This is a genomic window from Altererythrobacter sp. B11 (genome assembly GCF_003569745.1).
In the GTDB taxonomy this organism is placed as follows: Bacteria; Pseudomonadota; Alphaproteobacteria; order Sphingomonadales; family Sphingomonadaceae; genus Croceibacterium_C.
The window spans coordinates 1,930,267-1,945,161 of sequence record NZ_AP018498.1 but is presented as its reverse complement, the minus strand read 5'-3'; the positions used below and the strand labels follow the sequence as shown (position 1 = coordinate 1,945,161).

The window sequence follows — 14,895 nt, the reverse complement described above, 5'->3', positions numbered from 1 at the left end:
GCCTTACACGGGCTGGAGCGGCTCCGCTTCGACGGGCAGTTGGGCGACAAGGATCGGGTCGCCCGCCTGCACCTCGCCCGCTTCCAGCACCACCGCCATCACCCCGGCCTTGCGGATCAGCGATCCGTCGGCTGCGCGGGCAAGCACGGCGGCCATGGCGCCCGGCCCGATGTTCTCGTCGATCTGGCGGCACGGGTTGCGCAGGCCGGTCAGCTCCACCAGCGCGTGGGCGCCGAGCCGCAGCCGTGTGCCACGCGGCAGGGAAAGCAGGTCCATCCCCAGGGTGGTGACATTCTCCCCCAGCGCGCCGGGCGCGACGGCGAAGCCTTGCTCCGCCAGTTCGGCCAGCAGTTCCGCCTGCAGCAGATGCACCTGCCGCAGATTGGGCGCGTGCGGAAACTGCCGCTTGCGCGAGAGATGCTGCACCGTCACGCCGGCATGGGCATCGCCATCCACGCCCAGCCCCGGCAGCAAGCGAATGCGCGTGCAGCTCTGCTTGGCAAAGCCGTGTCGCGGGCTGCGGGCGACAGTGAGGACATGCGGTGCCATGCCCCAGCCTACCCCGCCGCCACGCCGGGGGCCAGCGATGCGGCTTCGCGCTCCGCCCCTTCACTGCCGCGCCGCTCCGTCTCGCCCCACAGCATCTCCGCCATCGAATCGAGGCTGGAGAAATCGAGCCCGGCGCCCAGCGGGCAGCGACTGTTGAGCCGCATGGCCGATGCGGCGGGCCGGAGCAGGCGGCGCCGCAGGGCGCGCTGCAGCAGGTCGATCCGCATCAGCGCATCCAGCCGCGCGCGATCGGGTGCCACCCGCCGCAGCAGCGCCCACGCGCGCTCGATCTGCCCCATGCGCTCCGCGACCATCGCGTTATAGCGCCGGTGCGGCCCGCGGTGCAGCGGCAGGCCCAGCCGCATCGCCGCCGAGCCCGTAGCCGGCAGCAGCACGCCGTTGCGGCGGAAATCGTCGAAGCCCATCGCCGCGCAGCCAAGCGAGGCGAACAGCGGCCCGAAACAGGCCTGCGAAAGCAATTGGCACGGCAGCAGATGGTGCCGCTGCAGGCCCGGATCATGCCCCGCCTGCCCGGCCCGGTTGACCGAATGGAACGACAGCGAGGGCCGGTGCCGCTGTGGCGGCGCCGACCGGCCCGGATTCCCCTCCGCTCCCCCTAGGCTTTCCAAACCTCCACCACGCTCCCGCCCCGCGACAGATCGAGCCGGAGTGTCTCGCCCTCCGGCCCGGTCAGCAATCGCGGCGCGCGCAGCGTCCCGTTTTCGACCATCCAGTGCAGCAGCCGCAGGCCCAGTTTCGCGCCCACGACCCTATCCCGAGCGAGGGCAGGCGAAATGCGCAGCTCCTGCCCCGTGAAGGCCGCCAGCCCCTCGCTCACCATCGCCCCGCCCGGTTGAGGCGAGAGCGCCGCGAGGCCGAAGCCGGGGAACACCCCGCCCGCCAGCCAGCCATTCACCGAATCGCGAAAATGCGCCGGCCCGCTCCAGCTGCGAGCGGGAGCCCAGGCCACCGCCTCCGCCCCGGATAGAAGCGAGAGCCTGGCGCCCAGAGCGGCAAGGCAGCGCAGGACCGGCAGGGGAAGGATCCCGCCGCCGATGGACAGATGCGGCCCGGGACGGAGCGAAATCGCCTCCAGATCGCGCTCCGGCGTCCCCGGCGGAAGCGCGAAGACATGCGCCGCTTTCGGCAGCCCCTCCGCGCTCCCCGGAGCGAGACCAGCGAGGTCGAACGTGATCCCCCCCATCAGCAGTTCCAGCCAGTCTCGCCCCGCCACGCGCCCCCCACCAGGAGCGCGCGCGGGATCGAGGCTGATGCTTGCCTCCCCCACTCCGGCCAGCAGAGCGGCAACGTCAGTGGCCGCCGGGCGCTGCCCGCGTGGGAACAGGATCGCCAATTCCGCCATGCGCCCTCCGCCGCCAGGCCACCTGGGTCCGATGATTGCCCACCCCCCTGGCACTCACCGCTATCTTATTGAACGGAAAGCATGCCCCCGTCGAGTCCACGCGGGAGAGATAGCTCCGCATCCGATCATTCGCAGTCTTCGTCCGACGCTGCGTTGCGCCCGCAAGCCAGCCACTATAGGTCTTCGGCATGGCTTCCCTTTCCGCAGTCCTCGGCGTCGAACGATCTCTTTCCGGCAAGGTCTGGCGCTGGCGCGGCGGCAACATGGCCCTTCAGGGCGGCGCAGCCGGGCTGGAGGACGATATCGTCACCCAACTCCTGCTCGCCCGCGGCGTGCCGCGCGAGGATCTGGAGCTGCACCGCAGCCCCAGCCTGCGCGGCTTCCTGCCGGACCCGTCCGCCTTCCGCGACATGGATCAGGCGGCAGAGCGGATCGCCGAATCCGTGATCGCGCGCGAGGCGGTGACGGTCTACGGCGATTACGACGTGGATGGGGCGACCAGCGCGGCGCTGTTGATCCGCCTCTATCGCATGCTGGGCCACGATGCGCGGCACTATATCCCCGACCGCCTGCTGGAAGGCTATGGCCCCAGTGGCGAGGCGCTGGTGCGGCTGGGCGAGGAAGGGTCGAGCCTGGTCGTCACCGTGGACTGCGGCGCCATGGCGCATGAGGCGCTGGGCATGGCGCATGACGCGGGGATCGACGTGATCGTGGTCGATCACCACAAATGCTCCGCCGATCTGCCCCGCGCCTTCGCGCTGGTGAACCCCAACCGGCTCGACGAAACCGACCTGGCGGCGGCTCACGGCCATCTGGCGGCAGTTGGCGTAGCCTTCCTGCTGGCGGTGGCGGTGGTGCGCACGCTGCGCCGGCGCGGCTTCTTCGCTGATCGGCGCGAGCCGGACCTGATGAGCCTGCTGGACCTCGTGGCGCTGGGCACCGTGGCCGATGTGGCGGCTATCCGTGGGCTCAACCGCGCCTTCGTGGCGCAGGGGCTGAAGGTGATGGCCCGGCGGGACAATATCGGCCTCGCCGCGCTGATCGACGCCAGCCGCCTGAACCGCGCCCCCAGCTGCAGCGATTGCGGCTTCGCACTTGGCCCCCGGATCAACGCAGGCGGCCGCGTGGGCGAAGCGACGCTGGGCGTGCGCCTGCTGACGACCCAGGACGCCGACGAAGCGCGAATGATCTCGGCGCAGCTCTCCCAGCTGAACGAGGAGCGGCGGGCGATCGAAGCGGCGGTGCAGGAAGCGGCCGAGGCGCAGCTGGCCGCGCAGCACAACCGCGCGGTGCAGGTACTTTCCGGCCGCGGCTGGCATCCGGGGGTGATCGGCATCGTTGCCGGCCGGATCAAGGAGCGGACGGGCAAGCCCGCGCTGGTGATCGCGCTGGATGAGGAAAGCGGCCTGGGCAAGGGCTCGGGCCGATCCATCGCCGGGGTCGATCTGGGCGCGGCGATCATCGGCGCGCGCGATCACGGGCTGCTGGTGGCCGGCGGCGGCCATGCCATGGCGGCGGGGCTGACGGTGGCGGAAGGCAAGCTCGAAGCCTTCGCCGAGTGGCTGGACGAGCGACTGGCCGGCCCCGTGGCCCGCGCCTCCGCCGAACAGGTCACCACGCTGGACCTTTCCATCGCCCCGCGCGGCCTCACCCCGCAGCTGGTCGAAACGCTGGAGAGCGCCGGCCCCTTCGGCGTGGGCTGGCCGGGCCCGCGCGTGGCCGTGGGGCCGGTGCATCTGATCAAGGCGGATGTGGTGGGCAACGATCACCTGCGGCTGATCGCCGGCGGGCAGGACGGCGGCTCGTTCAAGGCCATCGGCTTCCGCATGGCGGACAGCGAAATGGGCCAGGCGCTGCTGCATGGCGCGCAGGGCCGCAGGCTGTGGCTGGCAGGCCGCGCGAAGATCGACGACTGGGGCAGCCAGCTCAAGGCGGAGCTGCATCTGGAAGACGCCGCATGGTCCGGCTGAGGCCCAGGTAAAAAGATCATGCTGCGCGGGCTTGACCGCGCCACGCAGCCAAACTAAGTGCGCCGCTCGCCTCCGGGCGTGGCCCCTTCGTCTAGCGGTTAGGACGCGGCCCTTTCACGGCTGAAACACGGGTTCGATTCCCGTAGGGGTCACCACCGGATGCACATTGCGCCATGCGCCCTGCGCCTGGCCCCTTCGTCTAGCGGTCAGGACGCGGCCCTCTCACGGCTGAAACACGGGTTCGATTCCCGTAGGGGTCACCAACCACCTTTACTGGTTTGATTCGGGCGACACCTAGCCTTCCGAATTCTTTCTGCGGATGTGTGCGCACCCGCACAGATAGTCTTTCGCAGCGGCGCTATCCGCGCAGCCGCTCTCCAAGCAGGACGACCCTTACAGTCCGCAGCAGGATCACGGCATCGAGCCGCCAGCTGCGATTTTCGATGTACCACAGGTCGCGTGCGAATTTCTGTTCGTTCGACAGCAGCGTGTTGCCGGTGACCTGCGCCCAGCCGGTCATGCCGGGCCGCACCTCCGCCCGGGCTAGACCGCTATGGCCCATCGCCGCCACGGTCTCCGGAAGCAGCGGCCGGGGCCCGACAAGAGCCATGTCTCCACGCATGACATTGACAAGCCCCGGCAACTCATCGAGTCGGGTGCGACGAAGGATTGCGCCGAAGCGGGATGTTCGCATTGCATCAGGCAGCAGGTCGCCCCGTGCGTCGCGATCATTGCGCATCGTGCGAAACTTGATCAGATGAAACGACCGCTGACCCAGACCTGATCGTTCCTGCACGAACAATATCGGCCGACCCAGCGTGGCGGCCACGCCGATCCCTATTGCCGCCATGAGCGGCAGCAACAGCAAAAGCGCAACGGCCGCCACCGATCGACCTGCAAACTGAGTCCAGCGATCGGATCTGTTCGCGGGCTTTCGGCTTGCAGCTGTCTCAAGCCATTTGCGGTGTTGGGGCATCGGCCTCGTCCCCCGCCACAGCGCATTCGTCTCCGCTCACGCGGAAGGTTCGGTCCAGTCCGTTATTCAACGCGAAAATGGCCGCCTGGGTGCGGTTCTGCACGCCCAGCTTTCTCAGGATGCCCTTCACATGTACCTTCACCGTCGCCTCGCAGAGATCGAGTCGGCGAGCGATCAGTTTGTTGGGCAGACCCACCACCAGGCAATTGAGGATTTCGGCCTCGCGATCCGACAATGGCGAATCGCCCACCCCTCCCTTCATCATCAGGGATCCTCCGCTGGACATTTGCGGCAACGAATCGACCAGCTTTCCCGGCAGGAACTTCTCGCCGAGCGCCACAAGGTGGAGCGAATTGAGCAAGCTTTCGCAGCCGACATCGTTGAGAATGAAGCCGTGCGCGCCATGCCCGAACGCTTCGATCATGTAATCGACATCAAGGTCCTGGGTCAGAAACACCAGTCGCACTTCGCCGCATTGCTTGCGCACAAGTGCCAGATCGTCGGCCGAATATCGGCTTCCACACTGGTCTATCAGAACGATCAGAGGATCGACGGAACCGGAGGGACGCCGACTCCGCAGCCGGCACGGTTCCTCCGTAGAGTCGAGTATCTCGAACCCTCTTTCGGAAAGAATATGCCGCAGACCCTCCCTGATCAAAGAATTTCGACCGAGCAACGAGACCTGAATATCAACCGTCATGGACAATCTCCCCCTCCTTCTTAAACGAGGAATAGCTTAACCTGACCGGAGCATTGGTCTCCGATATCGCTGATGCCGGGCAACCAACTTCCGTGAAGGAATTATCAGCGACTCGATTCGATTATTATATTCCGCCCGTCCACCCCCTTTCAATCCAGCGTCATCAAATGAGACAATGGCAGGGGAAAGCGGAGTCTCCTATAGAGTATGCTCAAGCTATCGGAAACAATCCTGTCTCTCACTGCGTAATATATCCAGGTTCGCAACTTTCGCATGAGGAATGGATGCACCGCTAATCCGAAAGGGCTAAAATATATGATGGTTAACCTATCATACTTTAGATGAAGTCCCACCCTCTTAAAGAGCCGAGTAACCCTGGGTTTGCCTCCATCTTCCGCCGGTCAGCCCAGACGCTGATGGATGGGCGAAACGCCGCCATCCGCGCGATGCCAGTCGGTCACGAGCAACAGCCCGTCGCCCGTTCTGACCAGCCAGTGCGAGGGCGCGGCGGCCACGATCTGGCCAGGCAAAGCCGCTTCGTACGAGCCGCACGGCTCCGGCACCGCAGCCCATATCGTGACCCTCTCCATGCCGAGATGCGTAAAGGCACCCGGATAGGGCCGCCCCACCGCCCGAATCAGGCGGTCGATGGCATCTGTCCCTTGCGACCAGGCGATCAACCCATCCGCCTTCACGCGCCGGGCAGCGAATGTAGCCAGGTGCTCCTTCTGCGGAATGCCAGCGGCATCACCCTGCCCGATGCGTCGCAATGCCTTTGCCAGTAAGGACGCCAGCACCTCCATGTGCCGGTCGTAAAGCGATCGCGCCGTCTCGTCGGGCGCCACGAGAAAGAACTCCTGCTCCACAATAGGGCCGCTGTCGGTGCCACCATCGATCCAGAACAGCGTTCCGGCAGACACAGGCTCCCGCAGCAGGATGGTCCAGGGAATGACGGCCCGCCCGCGCAAACGGGGTAGAGGCGCCGGATGGTAACCGAGCACACGACCGGGGCTTATAGCGAGAAAGTCCGGCCCACATATCTGCGACCAGCCGACAACGAGAAGCAGGTCCGGTCGCAAGGCACCGATGCGGGCGATTACCGCCGCATCGTTGATCCGGGCGGCGTGGATAATCTCGACGCCCATGCCACAGGCCTGCGGCGCCAGATCGCAATAGTCCGAATGGCGGCCGCAGGATTCGGGCGGCAAGGTCACCAGCGCCCGCACCCGCCACCCCTCGGCCCGGTGGGCCGCTTCCAGCGCGATCCGAGTGCTTTCCACCGCCCCGATGAGGATGAGGTCAGGCATCCGGTCGGCCTTCCCGCGAGGTGGCAAGCACAGCGCCCGAAGACGCGAAAATAGCTGACGACACGGGAGAGGTAATGGAACCCGCCGGAGAATCCGTTTCCCCATCCCGGCGGCTCAGTTCCATCGCATCGATCAGCATCCGGTTGACCAGCCGCACATCGTATTTCTCCTCCGCCGCTCGCCGCGCGGCCAGCGACATGGCTGCGAGGCGTTCCGGATCGCGCAACAGCCGCATGATCGCGTCCGCAAGGGCCACCGGGTCGCATGGCGGCACCAGCAGGCCGGTGACACCCTCCACGATCGCGTCGCGGCAGCCGGGCAGCGCGGTGGTGACGACCGGGCGCCCAGTCGCCAGCGCTTCGAGAATGGTGCGCGGCAACCCCTCCCGATAGTATGAGGGCAGCGCGAAAATGGCCGCTTCCGCCAGGTGAGCCCGGACATCGCGGGTTTCCGGAAGCAGTTCCACAACCCCCTCCTCCGCCCAGCGAGCCAATTCCTCACGGCCTATCGCTGTCGGGTTATCTTCTTCGACCCGGCCGAGAATCCGAAACCGCGCTTCCGGGAAAAGGCGTTTCACCAACCGCGCACTCTCGACGAATTCCCGCACCCCCTTGTCGCGCATCAGCCGGGCGATCATCAGCACCGTACGCGGCGGCTCTGGCAGCGGACGCGCGATAAAGTGGTCCGTGTCCACGCCGGATCCAGGGATCTGGACGACCTTGTGATGGGGGCCGATGATCCTGTGGCGCAACATTTCCGCGCGGTCATCGGAATTGAAGACGAATACGGCCCGGGCCCTGCTTATCGCTTGCCGATACAGCAGGCTGACGCACCGGCGCAGCGCTGGCCGCGCCGCGCCAGCAGGGCTGAAGACGAAGCCCAGCCCACTCATGATCACGTAATAGCTGCCGATACCGGCCAACCGCGCCGCGATGCCGCCATAGATAATCGGCTTTTGGGTGTAGGCGATGACGACATCCGGCCTCTGGCGCAGCATCAGCCCGATATAGGCGGCGAGCGTCCGCAGATCGGTGAGGGGGCTTAGCGATGCGCGCGCCATTGGCACCTGGATGAAGCCCACACCGATTCGGGCAAGCTCCTCCTCCACCCGTGCATCCCGGTCCGGCGCGGTTGCCGTCACCTCGTGCCCCTCCGCCACCAGTGCAGCCAGCAGCGCGCCACGAAAATTGACCAGCGAGAAGGCCAGGCTGGAATGGACGATGATCTTCATGGCACCAGCCCCTTCCTGCCGGCCACGCGCCGACCCCCTTTGAAATTGGTAGAACAGGCATAAGCTTACCCGGCACTCCGCTGATTGGAGCAGGCATTAGGGCTGATATGCTTTGGTATAGTGCCGGCGACATCGGAGCGAGAACGCGACGACCTGCCCCGTTCCTTGCACATCAGCCAATCCGAAAGATGAGGCCGCACCATTCGGGATAGGGTCTGTTTGTCCAATTCTATCGGCTGTGCCCGTGAATTAGGAATGGCTTTCAATCAAAGGGCGGCGGCTTCGTGCTGGCCGTCACGTGCGTTCTACAGTCGGGGCTCGCATGCTGGACCTGCTCGATACCGCAAAGCTCACCGATCCATCGCCGACACGCGAAGCGGCGCCGGACATCCCGCCCGTAACGCAGCTGCCTGGCGAACACCGCCTCTCGGAAGGCGCGCCTGCGGCAATGCTTCCCAGCGATCGGGAGCGCACTCGCACCCTCCCCCGGCCCGCGCCGTTCACCCTCAAAAGCAAGCGGACGCTGCGTCTGATCGTGGTGGCGGCGCTCGACCTGCTGGCTGTGACGCTTACCCTGCAGATCGTGATGGTGCTGGGTTACCCCGCCATGGGTGGAGGGCCGCTCCACAAGATCGGTTTCGTCGGCCAGTTTGCCCTGGTCACCACCCTCGTCCTTTGGCTCAACGGGCTTTACCGCCATAGCTGGCGCTTCACCCGCCTGGCCGATTGCATTCATCTCGTGCGCCTGGTTGGGATTGCTCTCTTCGTCGCCTGGTCGGTTTCGGTGGCCGCCGTTCCCATGCGGCTGCCCGATCTGCCCCTGCTCGTCACGATCCCGATCCTGCATGCCGCATTGCTGATCGTGGTCATGACCGGGATGCGCATCGCGCGGCGCCAATTGCGCGAGGCACGGCGGGTTCAAGGTGGCACGGCTGTGGTCCATGCCCCGCCCCGGGCCGCGCGCAAGGCTATCGTGCTGGGCCCGCCGGAATGGGCATCGTCGGTCATCGAACTGGTACGCGGCGATCCATCCGCGGGACTGGACGTCGTGGGAGCCCTGTTGTCGGAGGAAGGCGATGCCATCGGTCGGCTTTCCGGCGTGCCAGTGCTCGGCGGTCCCGAGATGCTGGCGAGTGCCGTCGTGGGGCTGGAAGAACGCGGCCGAGCGCCAGCCTGCCTGATCCTGTGCGATGCCGCCGCGGGTTCAACAGCCGCACAACGCGCGAAGATCGTCGAACGGGCCAGAAAGCTGGATTTGGAGATATGCCGTTTCTCCTCTCGCTTGGGAGAGCTGCTGAAATCCGGCGAAGCTGGTGCGTCACCGCTGCTCTCGACGGCTCGCCTGCTCGGTCGGCCGGAGTTCCTGATGGCCACCCAGATCGTGGATGAGTGCATTCGCGGGCGGCGGATCCTCGTTACCGGTGCCGGCGGCACGATAGGCGGCGAGTTGTCCCGGCAATTGGCGGCCTTCGGCCCGGCCGAGATCACCCTGCTCGACCACGCGGAGCACGATCTCTACGAAATCGATTCCCAAATGCGCCAGGCCTGCCCGACGCTTCCGATCCGCCAGGCGCTGTGCTCCATTCGTGAGCGCGATGCCGTGCGTGCGGTCTTCGAGCAGGCTAGGCCCGAGATCGTGTTCCACGCAGCAGCGCTGAAGCACGTCCCGCTGGTGGAAGAAAACCCTTGCGCGGGGGTTCACACCAATGTCGTGGGCACGCGCAATATCGCGGATGCAGTGTGCGAATTCGGCGCCAGGGCGATGGTGCAGGTGTCCACCGACAAGGCGGTCAACCCCGTGGGCGTGATGGGCGCGACCAAGCGAGTGGGCGAAATCTACTCCCAGGCGCTGGACCTGTGCGGGGTGGACGATCCCGATGCACCACGTTTCATAACCGTGCGCTTCGGCAACGTCCTGGGATCGAGCGGATCCGTCGTGCCGCTGTTCACCCGGCAGATCGAACATGGTGGCCCGCTGACGGTAACCCATCCTGACATCACCCGCTATTTCATGACCGTGCGCGAAGCGGTGCAGCTGATCCTTCAGAGCAGTTCGCATGCCCTGAAAAGGGATACGATGCGGGGCAACATCTACGTTCTGGACATGGGCGAGCCAGTGCGGATTCTCGACCTCGCACAGCAGATGATCCGGCTGGCTGGTTACGAGCCGGAGGTGGACATGGACATCCGGATCGTGGGGTTGAGGCCGGGAGAGAAGCTGTTCGAGGAATTGTTCGACAGTTGCGAGGAACAGGTTGAATCCAGCATTCCGGGCATTTTCGAGGCCCGATCGCGGCCGATCCCCCTGCCCTTGCTGAATCAGGCGATCCGCCGGATGGAAAGGCTGATAGCGGAGCGCGACGAAGAGGAGATTCGCCGGGTGCTGCACAATCTGGTGCGGATTCCCAGCGGCCAGGCCGATGCCCGCATGCCCTTCGGCGATTTCGCTTCGCTGATGGCGGATTACGCCCGCGGGCACTTCACGGTTCATTCGTCCGGCGGTGAAACACAGACGGCGCTCGCCACCGTGACGGCGGCGCCTTTGGGGCAGGCGACGAAGGAGCCAGTGCCAGAATCCGTGTTTTTCCCGGCCTCCCCGCCCGTGCGCCATGTGCCCATTTATCTTGTGAAATCGGAGACGACATTGGCTTCGCGCTGGCCCAGTTACGATCCCGACGAGATCGAGGCGGTGCGCGACATCCTGTCGAGCGGAAGGGTGAACGCGCTGGTTCATGGCGAGCACACGCGCAATTTCGAAACGAGTTTCGCCCGCTTCACGGGCGCGCGCCGTGCCATCGCGGTCAACAACGGTACGGCGGCGCTGGAACTGGCACTGCGCGCGCTCGGCGTGGGGTCGGGCCACGAGGTTATCGTACCGGCGCGGAGCTTCTTCGCCACCACCAGTTGTGTGGTCGCGGTGGGAGCTGAACCGGTCTTTGCCGATGTCGACCCGGTCTCCCAGACAATATGCCCGGAATCGGTGGAGCGGATGATCGGCCCGCGCACCAAGGCCATTATCGCCGTCCATCTGAATGGATGGCCGTGCGACATCGCTGCGTTGAAAGAGTTGTGCGACCGGCACAGGCTGTTGCTGGTGGAGGATTGCGCCCAGGCCCATGGCGCGGCAGTCGGCGGCCAACGGGTAGGCAGTTTCGGCCATGCGGCGGCATTCTCATTCTGCACCGACAAGATTATTTCCACTGCCGGCGAGGGCGGTATGGTGGTGACCTCCGACGAGGACGTGTTCCTGCGCGCCTGGGCTTACAAGGATCACGGCAAGAGCCACGCCAAGGTACACGACGGCAAGGCTGGATCCGCCTTTCGTTTCATCCATGACAGCTTCGGCAGCAATCTGAGACTGACGGAAGCGCAGGCCGCCATCGGCACGATCCAGTTGGCAAAACTGCCCGACCGGCTCGCCCGCCGCCGCGCCAATGCCGAAATGCTCAACCGCCTGCTGCAAGATCATCCCATGATGTCCGTGCCCCAGCCGGGCGCGGACATCACCCATGCCTGGTACAAGTATAATCTGCAGGTAAGGGTCGACCGGCTGCAGGCACGCAGCAGCGTGGCCGAAATTGTGGCTGAATTGCGGGAGCGCGGCATAACCTGCGGGCCAGGATCGTGCCCCGACATGAGCAAGGAGGCTGCGTTCGCGAGCCGCGAGGTGAAAACCGATGGCGACCTTCCGAGCGCGACCGCACTTGGCCCGACAAACCTGATGCTGGCTGTCGACCATTTATTCGACGAACGGCACATTCAGGCCATCGGCTCGCACGTCCGAGAGGTCGTTGCCTAAGCTCGGCCGCCCCCCGGCGGCGAAGCTGATCGCCACGCGGCATATATCCGAGCTTCGCCCCGGATCGCTGCGGGCGCTGTTCCAGGGCGGTGCGGCGGTCGTGATGATCGATGTGGACGAAGGCGCGGCCGACATCTGGCGCCGGATGGTTCTGAAAACCGCCGAAATCCTGCCATGGCTACTCTCGTTGGCCGATATCGCGGCCAATCATTACGGCGGGGCCGATATTACGACCGCGTTGGGAGACGTGGTCTATTTCCAGCCCGGCCTCCATGGCTATATCGGCCGCAAGATCGAGCTGGATCTCGACGAAGCCGGCCGGTTGCGATGTCAGCCCGACCATTTCCGGCAGAATGGCAGTGTCGTCTCGCCTGATGCCGATGCCATGGTCCGTTGCTGGGAACTGGTGGAAGGCATCATGCGGGCGCTGGCACCCCAGGACTGGCGCGGCCCGAGCCATCGCGCGGTGGTGCAGCGGCTGAAATATCAGCCCTCGGCCGAAGATTTCTCAAACCTCGCGAAACTGACCCATAACGGCCTCTCCCGTTGGGGGCGGCTTGGTTACCGTATCGATGTCAATCGCGGGACGCTGCATCACCGCCTTTCCGGCCGCTGGGTGTCCGACGCTTTCGGCGTCCTGTTGGCGGCGCCCGGCCTGCGCGGCATCGCGAAAGGGATCAATAGCGCCATCGCGGGCAGGATCGCGGCCGAAGCGGTCGGAAACCGCGTCGTGGTGGAACGGCCGCATCTCGACAATCGCTATTTCTCGGCCCTGTGCGGCTGCCGGCAGAGTGTGCGGACGGAATTTCTCGCGCAAGGGTCATGGCACGAGGTACCCGTTGGTCTGAACAGGCTTGCGATCATGCCCGGCCTGCTCGCCAAACGCGATTTCCAGATCCGTCCCCTTCTCCATCGCGTCACCTATCCCAAGGATCTGGCTGGTGCCACGCCTGATCCCCAAACCGGAGATGTGACGCTGTTGCTCGGCGCGGTGTGACGGACCGTCAGCGCAGCGCCTCGGCAATGAGCGGACTGAGCATCCGTGCACCCACGGGGCTGAGGTGATTGCTGTCCGAATAGAGCGAACGACCCGCCAGATTGGTCAGGCACCGATCGTTATCGGGACATATCGCCACCTGCGGATAGACCCGCCGCAACCCAGGGTGCGTGCCGAGGGCGTCGAGCATTTGGAACGCCTCCCTTTGCCTGCCCAGATACAGGCCCAGGGGCCGAACGAACCCGTCCAGCACCTCTCCGCGCTGTTCCAGCCGCGCAAGAGTGAAAGGCACGTCATAGCCCACTTCCGGAACCGGGTAGACGATCACGACGGTCTTGCCGGCCGCCAGCAGCTGCGCGACGAGCCGGCCGAGATCCCGAGCCATCGCGGCCGTCGCCGCTGGGGTGGACGCGTCGACCGGCCGCCCGTCCGACCAGCGCAATCGCGGCAGGCCGGCATTGGTTTCCGCAGGGCCGAGGCCAAGTGCCCGCCCCTTTAGATAAAGCGACCATCGGGCGGCCAGGATCACGACCTTCACCTCCGGATGATCGAGGGCAAAGCGCAGGTCGGCACGGTTCATGTTCAGGCACGCCGCGCTGGTCGCCAGTTCCAACCCTGGGGGGCAGGCGGAGTTGGCCGCATATTGTACGCCCGCCAGGGCACTAACCGGCTCCACTGCGGCCCAGAGGGTGCCGGCATGGGAATCCCCCCACAGCATGGCATCCACCTTGGCGGGATTACCGATCACACAGTGCGGCCCGTAATCGCTGCGCCACGAACACATTTTGAACGGGTCTGTTTCCTCACCTTGCATGGCGAGGCGGTTGACCTCCGCCGGGAAGCGCCCCGGCAAGCCGCGGGACATGTGGAGAGCGGAGCCCAGGGCAACGCCGCAGATCACGGCCACCGCCCCGCCCAGCAATGCCCCGCGCCGGGTGGGGAGCCACCGTTTCGTGCGAAATGGACGCTCGACATAATGCCATGACAGCATCGCGCACAGAAAGGTGAGGGGCAGGAGAAGGAGCATCAGCACCGCTCCCGGCTCCTCGATCATGCGATAGCGCAGGAAGGCGAAGACGGGCCAGTGCCAAAGGTAGAGCGAATAGGAGATCTTGCCGCTGAAGACGAGCGCCGGAGCGGCCAGAAGCCGCGCGACGACGTTGCGGCTACAATCCCGCCCTGCCCAGATAACAAGTCCGGCGCCGACGCATGGCGCCAGCGCGGCAGCGCCGGGAAACGCCATCCGGTCCGAAAAGGCGACAATGGCATAGACGATCAGAGCGAGTCCCGCCGCCGCGGCCACGCCCGCCAGGTGCACGCTGCGAAGGATCGGAAGCACGCCCGCTGCCACCATGCCGCCCAGCAGCAGTTCCCACGCGCGAAACGGCAGAAGATAGAACACCTCGTCAGGCTTCTTCGCGAGGAACCACAGATTCCCGCCGAAGGAAATTGCGGCCACGGCACCACACGCGGTCAGGAACAGGGCGCGCGACCGATGCACCAGCAGCAACAGCATCGGCCAGAACAGGTAGAACTGCTCCTCTATGCCCAGCGACCAAGTGTGCAGGAGCGGCTTCAGCTTCGCATCCCCGTCAAAATAATCGACCTGCGCCAGAAGCGTGAAATTGGATACCGACCCGCTGGCGCCGGCAAGGTTCTGGCCATAATCCCTGAGATCGGCCGGCAGCATCAGGACGAGCGCCGCGATCGAGCAGATCGCCAGCATCGCGAACAGGGCCGGGAAGATGCGCCTGACGCGCCTTTCATAGAAATCCAGCAGGGAGAAGCGGCCCTCGGCCTGTTCGCGCAACAGAATTCCGGTGATCAGATAGCCGGAGATGACGAAGAAGACATCGACGCCCACGAACCCGCCGGAAACGATGCCCAGTTCGGTATGGAACAGGACCACCGACCAGACCGCGATCGCACGCAACCCGTCAATATCTGCGCGGTACGGCCTGCATTGCGAAACCGGTTCGGGATGCGCCGGCGCGTCGGCATTG

Annotated in this window: 11 protein-coding genes and 2 tRNA genes; 5 read left to right on the top strand and 8 right to left on the bottom strand. The window is 65.5% G+C overall.

All coding sequences use genetic code 11. The features are described 5' to 3' along the window. Positions 1-3: 3 nt before the first annotated feature. Genes AEB_RS09300 through AEB_RS09290 form a run of 3 tightly spaced genes read right to left on the bottom strand, consistent with a single transcriptional unit; the run spans position 4 to position 1,912 of the window. Complete coding sequence (locus tag AEB_RS09300; RefSeq protein ID WP_119082940.1) at positions 4-549, bottom strand: MOSC domain-containing protein; 546 nt, start codon at positions 547-549, stop codon at positions 4-6. An 8-nt stretch (positions 550-557) separates the two neighbouring features. Continuing rightward, positions 558-1,178: an AHH domain-containing protein gene (locus AEB_RS09295; protein ID WP_231958643.1), complete on the bottom strand. Its 621-nt coding sequence runs from the start codon at positions 1,176-1,178 to the stop codon at positions 558-560. Next, complete coding sequence (locus AEB_RS09290) at positions 1,166-1,912, bottom strand: hypothetical protein (protein ID WP_119082939.1); 747 nt, start codon at positions 1,910-1,912, stop codon at positions 1,166-1,168. Before AEB_RS09290 ends, AEB_RS09295 begins: the two co-directional genes overlap by 13 nt. A gap of 188 nt (positions 1,913-2,100) precedes the next feature. Between AEB_RS09290 and recJ the strand changes: the two genes are divergently transcribed. The 3 genes from recJ (at position 2,101) to AEB_RS09275 (ending at position 4,145) form a co-directional block, all read left to right on the top strand. Next, the gene (gene recJ / locus AEB_RS09285) at positions 2,101-3,882 is read left to right on the top strand and encodes a single-stranded-DNA-specific exonuclease RecJ (RefSeq protein ID WP_119082938.1); all 1,782 of its coding nucleotides are present in this window, start codon (positions 2,101-2,103) and stop codon (positions 3,880-3,882) included. 80 nt (positions 3,883-3,962) lie between these two features. Further along, a tRNA-Glu gene (locus AEB_RS09280) sits at positions 3,963-4,037 on the top strand. Between the two features lie 33 nt (positions 4,038-4,070). Beyond that, positions 4,071-4,145 (top strand) — tRNA-Glu (locus AEB_RS09275). Positions 4,146-4,240: 95 nt separating this feature from the next. On the opposite strand, the gene AEB_RS09270 is transcribed toward AEB_RS09275, so the two are convergent. From AEB_RS09270 to AEB_RS09255, 4 genes are all read right to left on the bottom strand, one after another. Next, positions 4,241-4,711, bottom strand: a complete 471-nt coding sequence (locus AEB_RS09270; RefSeq protein ID WP_231958642.1) for a sugar transferase — start codon at positions 4,709-4,711, stop codon at positions 4,241-4,243. 121 nt (positions 4,712-4,832) lie between these two features. Then, positions 4,833-5,558 (bottom strand): response regulator transcription factor, encoded by a 726-nt coding sequence (locus tag AEB_RS09265; RefSeq protein ID WP_119082936.1) that lies wholly within the window; start codon positions 5,556-5,558, stop codon positions 4,833-4,835. Positions 5,559-5,959: 401 nt separating this feature from the next. Next, complete coding sequence (locus AEB_RS09260; protein ID WP_231958641.1) at positions 5,960-6,865, bottom strand: methionyl-tRNA formyltransferase; 906 nt, start codon at positions 6,863-6,865, stop codon at positions 5,960-5,962. Further along, the gene (locus tag AEB_RS09255; protein ID WP_119082935.1) at positions 6,858-8,096 is read right to left on the bottom strand and encodes a glycosyltransferase family 4 protein; all 1,239 of its coding nucleotides are present in this window, start codon (positions 8,094-8,096) and stop codon (positions 6,858-6,860) included. Before AEB_RS09255 ends, AEB_RS09260 begins: the two co-directional genes overlap by 8 nt. Before the next feature lie 322 nt (positions 8,097-8,418). Between AEB_RS09255 and AEB_RS09250 the strand changes: the two genes are divergently transcribed. Both AEB_RS09250 and AEB_RS09245 read left to right on the top strand, forming a co-directional pair. Then, complete coding sequence (locus AEB_RS09250) at positions 8,419-11,895, top strand: polysaccharide biosynthesis protein (RefSeq protein WP_119082934.1); 3,477 nt, start codon at positions 8,419-8,421, stop codon at positions 11,893-11,895. Beyond that, positions 11,888-12,892, top strand: coding sequence for a hypothetical protein (locus tag AEB_RS09245; protein ID WP_119082933.1), 1,005 nt, complete (start codon positions 11,888-11,890; stop codon positions 12,890-12,892). Before AEB_RS09250 ends, AEB_RS09245 begins: the two co-directional genes overlap by 8 nt. Before the next feature lie 7 nt (positions 12,893-12,899). On the opposite strand, the gene AEB_RS09240 is transcribed toward AEB_RS09245, so the two are convergent. Further along, positions 12,900-14,825 carry an acyltransferase family protein gene (locus AEB_RS09240; protein ID WP_172593049.1) on the bottom strand — a complete coding sequence of 642 codons (1,926 nt, stop codon included), beginning with the start codon at positions 14,823-14,825 and terminating at the stop codon, positions 12,900-12,902. Positions 14,826-14,895: the final 70 nt, after the last annotated feature.

Bases quoted from the DNA above. Each gene is read 5' to 3' on its own strand.
- recJ (WP_119082938.1), top strand. From the start codon at position 2,101: ATGGCTTCCCTTTCCGCAGTCCTCGGCGTCGAACGATCTCTTTCCGGC.
- AEB_RS09290 (WP_119082939.1), bottom strand. From the start codon at position 1,912: ATGGCGGAATTGGCGATCCTGTTCCCACGCGGGCAGCGCCCGGCGGCC.
- AEB_RS09260 (WP_231958641.1), bottom strand. From the start codon at position 6,865: ATGCCTGACCTCATCCTCATCGGGGCGGTGGAAAGCACTCGGATCGCG.
- AEB_RS09300 (WP_119082940.1), bottom strand. From the start codon at position 549: ATGGCACCGCATGTCCTCACTGTCGCCCGCAGCCCGCGACACGGCTTT.
- AEB_RS09250 (WP_119082934.1), top strand. From the start codon at position 8,419: ATGCTGGACCTGCTCGATACCGCAAAGCTCACCGATCCATCGCCGACA.
- AEB_RS09255 (WP_119082935.1), bottom strand. From the start codon at position 8,096: ATGAAGATCATCGTCCATTCCAGCCTGGCCTTCTCGCTGGTCAATTTT.
- AEB_RS09265 (WP_119082936.1), bottom strand. From the start codon at position 5,558: ATGACGGTTGATATTCAGGTCTCGTTGCTCGGTCGAAATTCTTTGATC.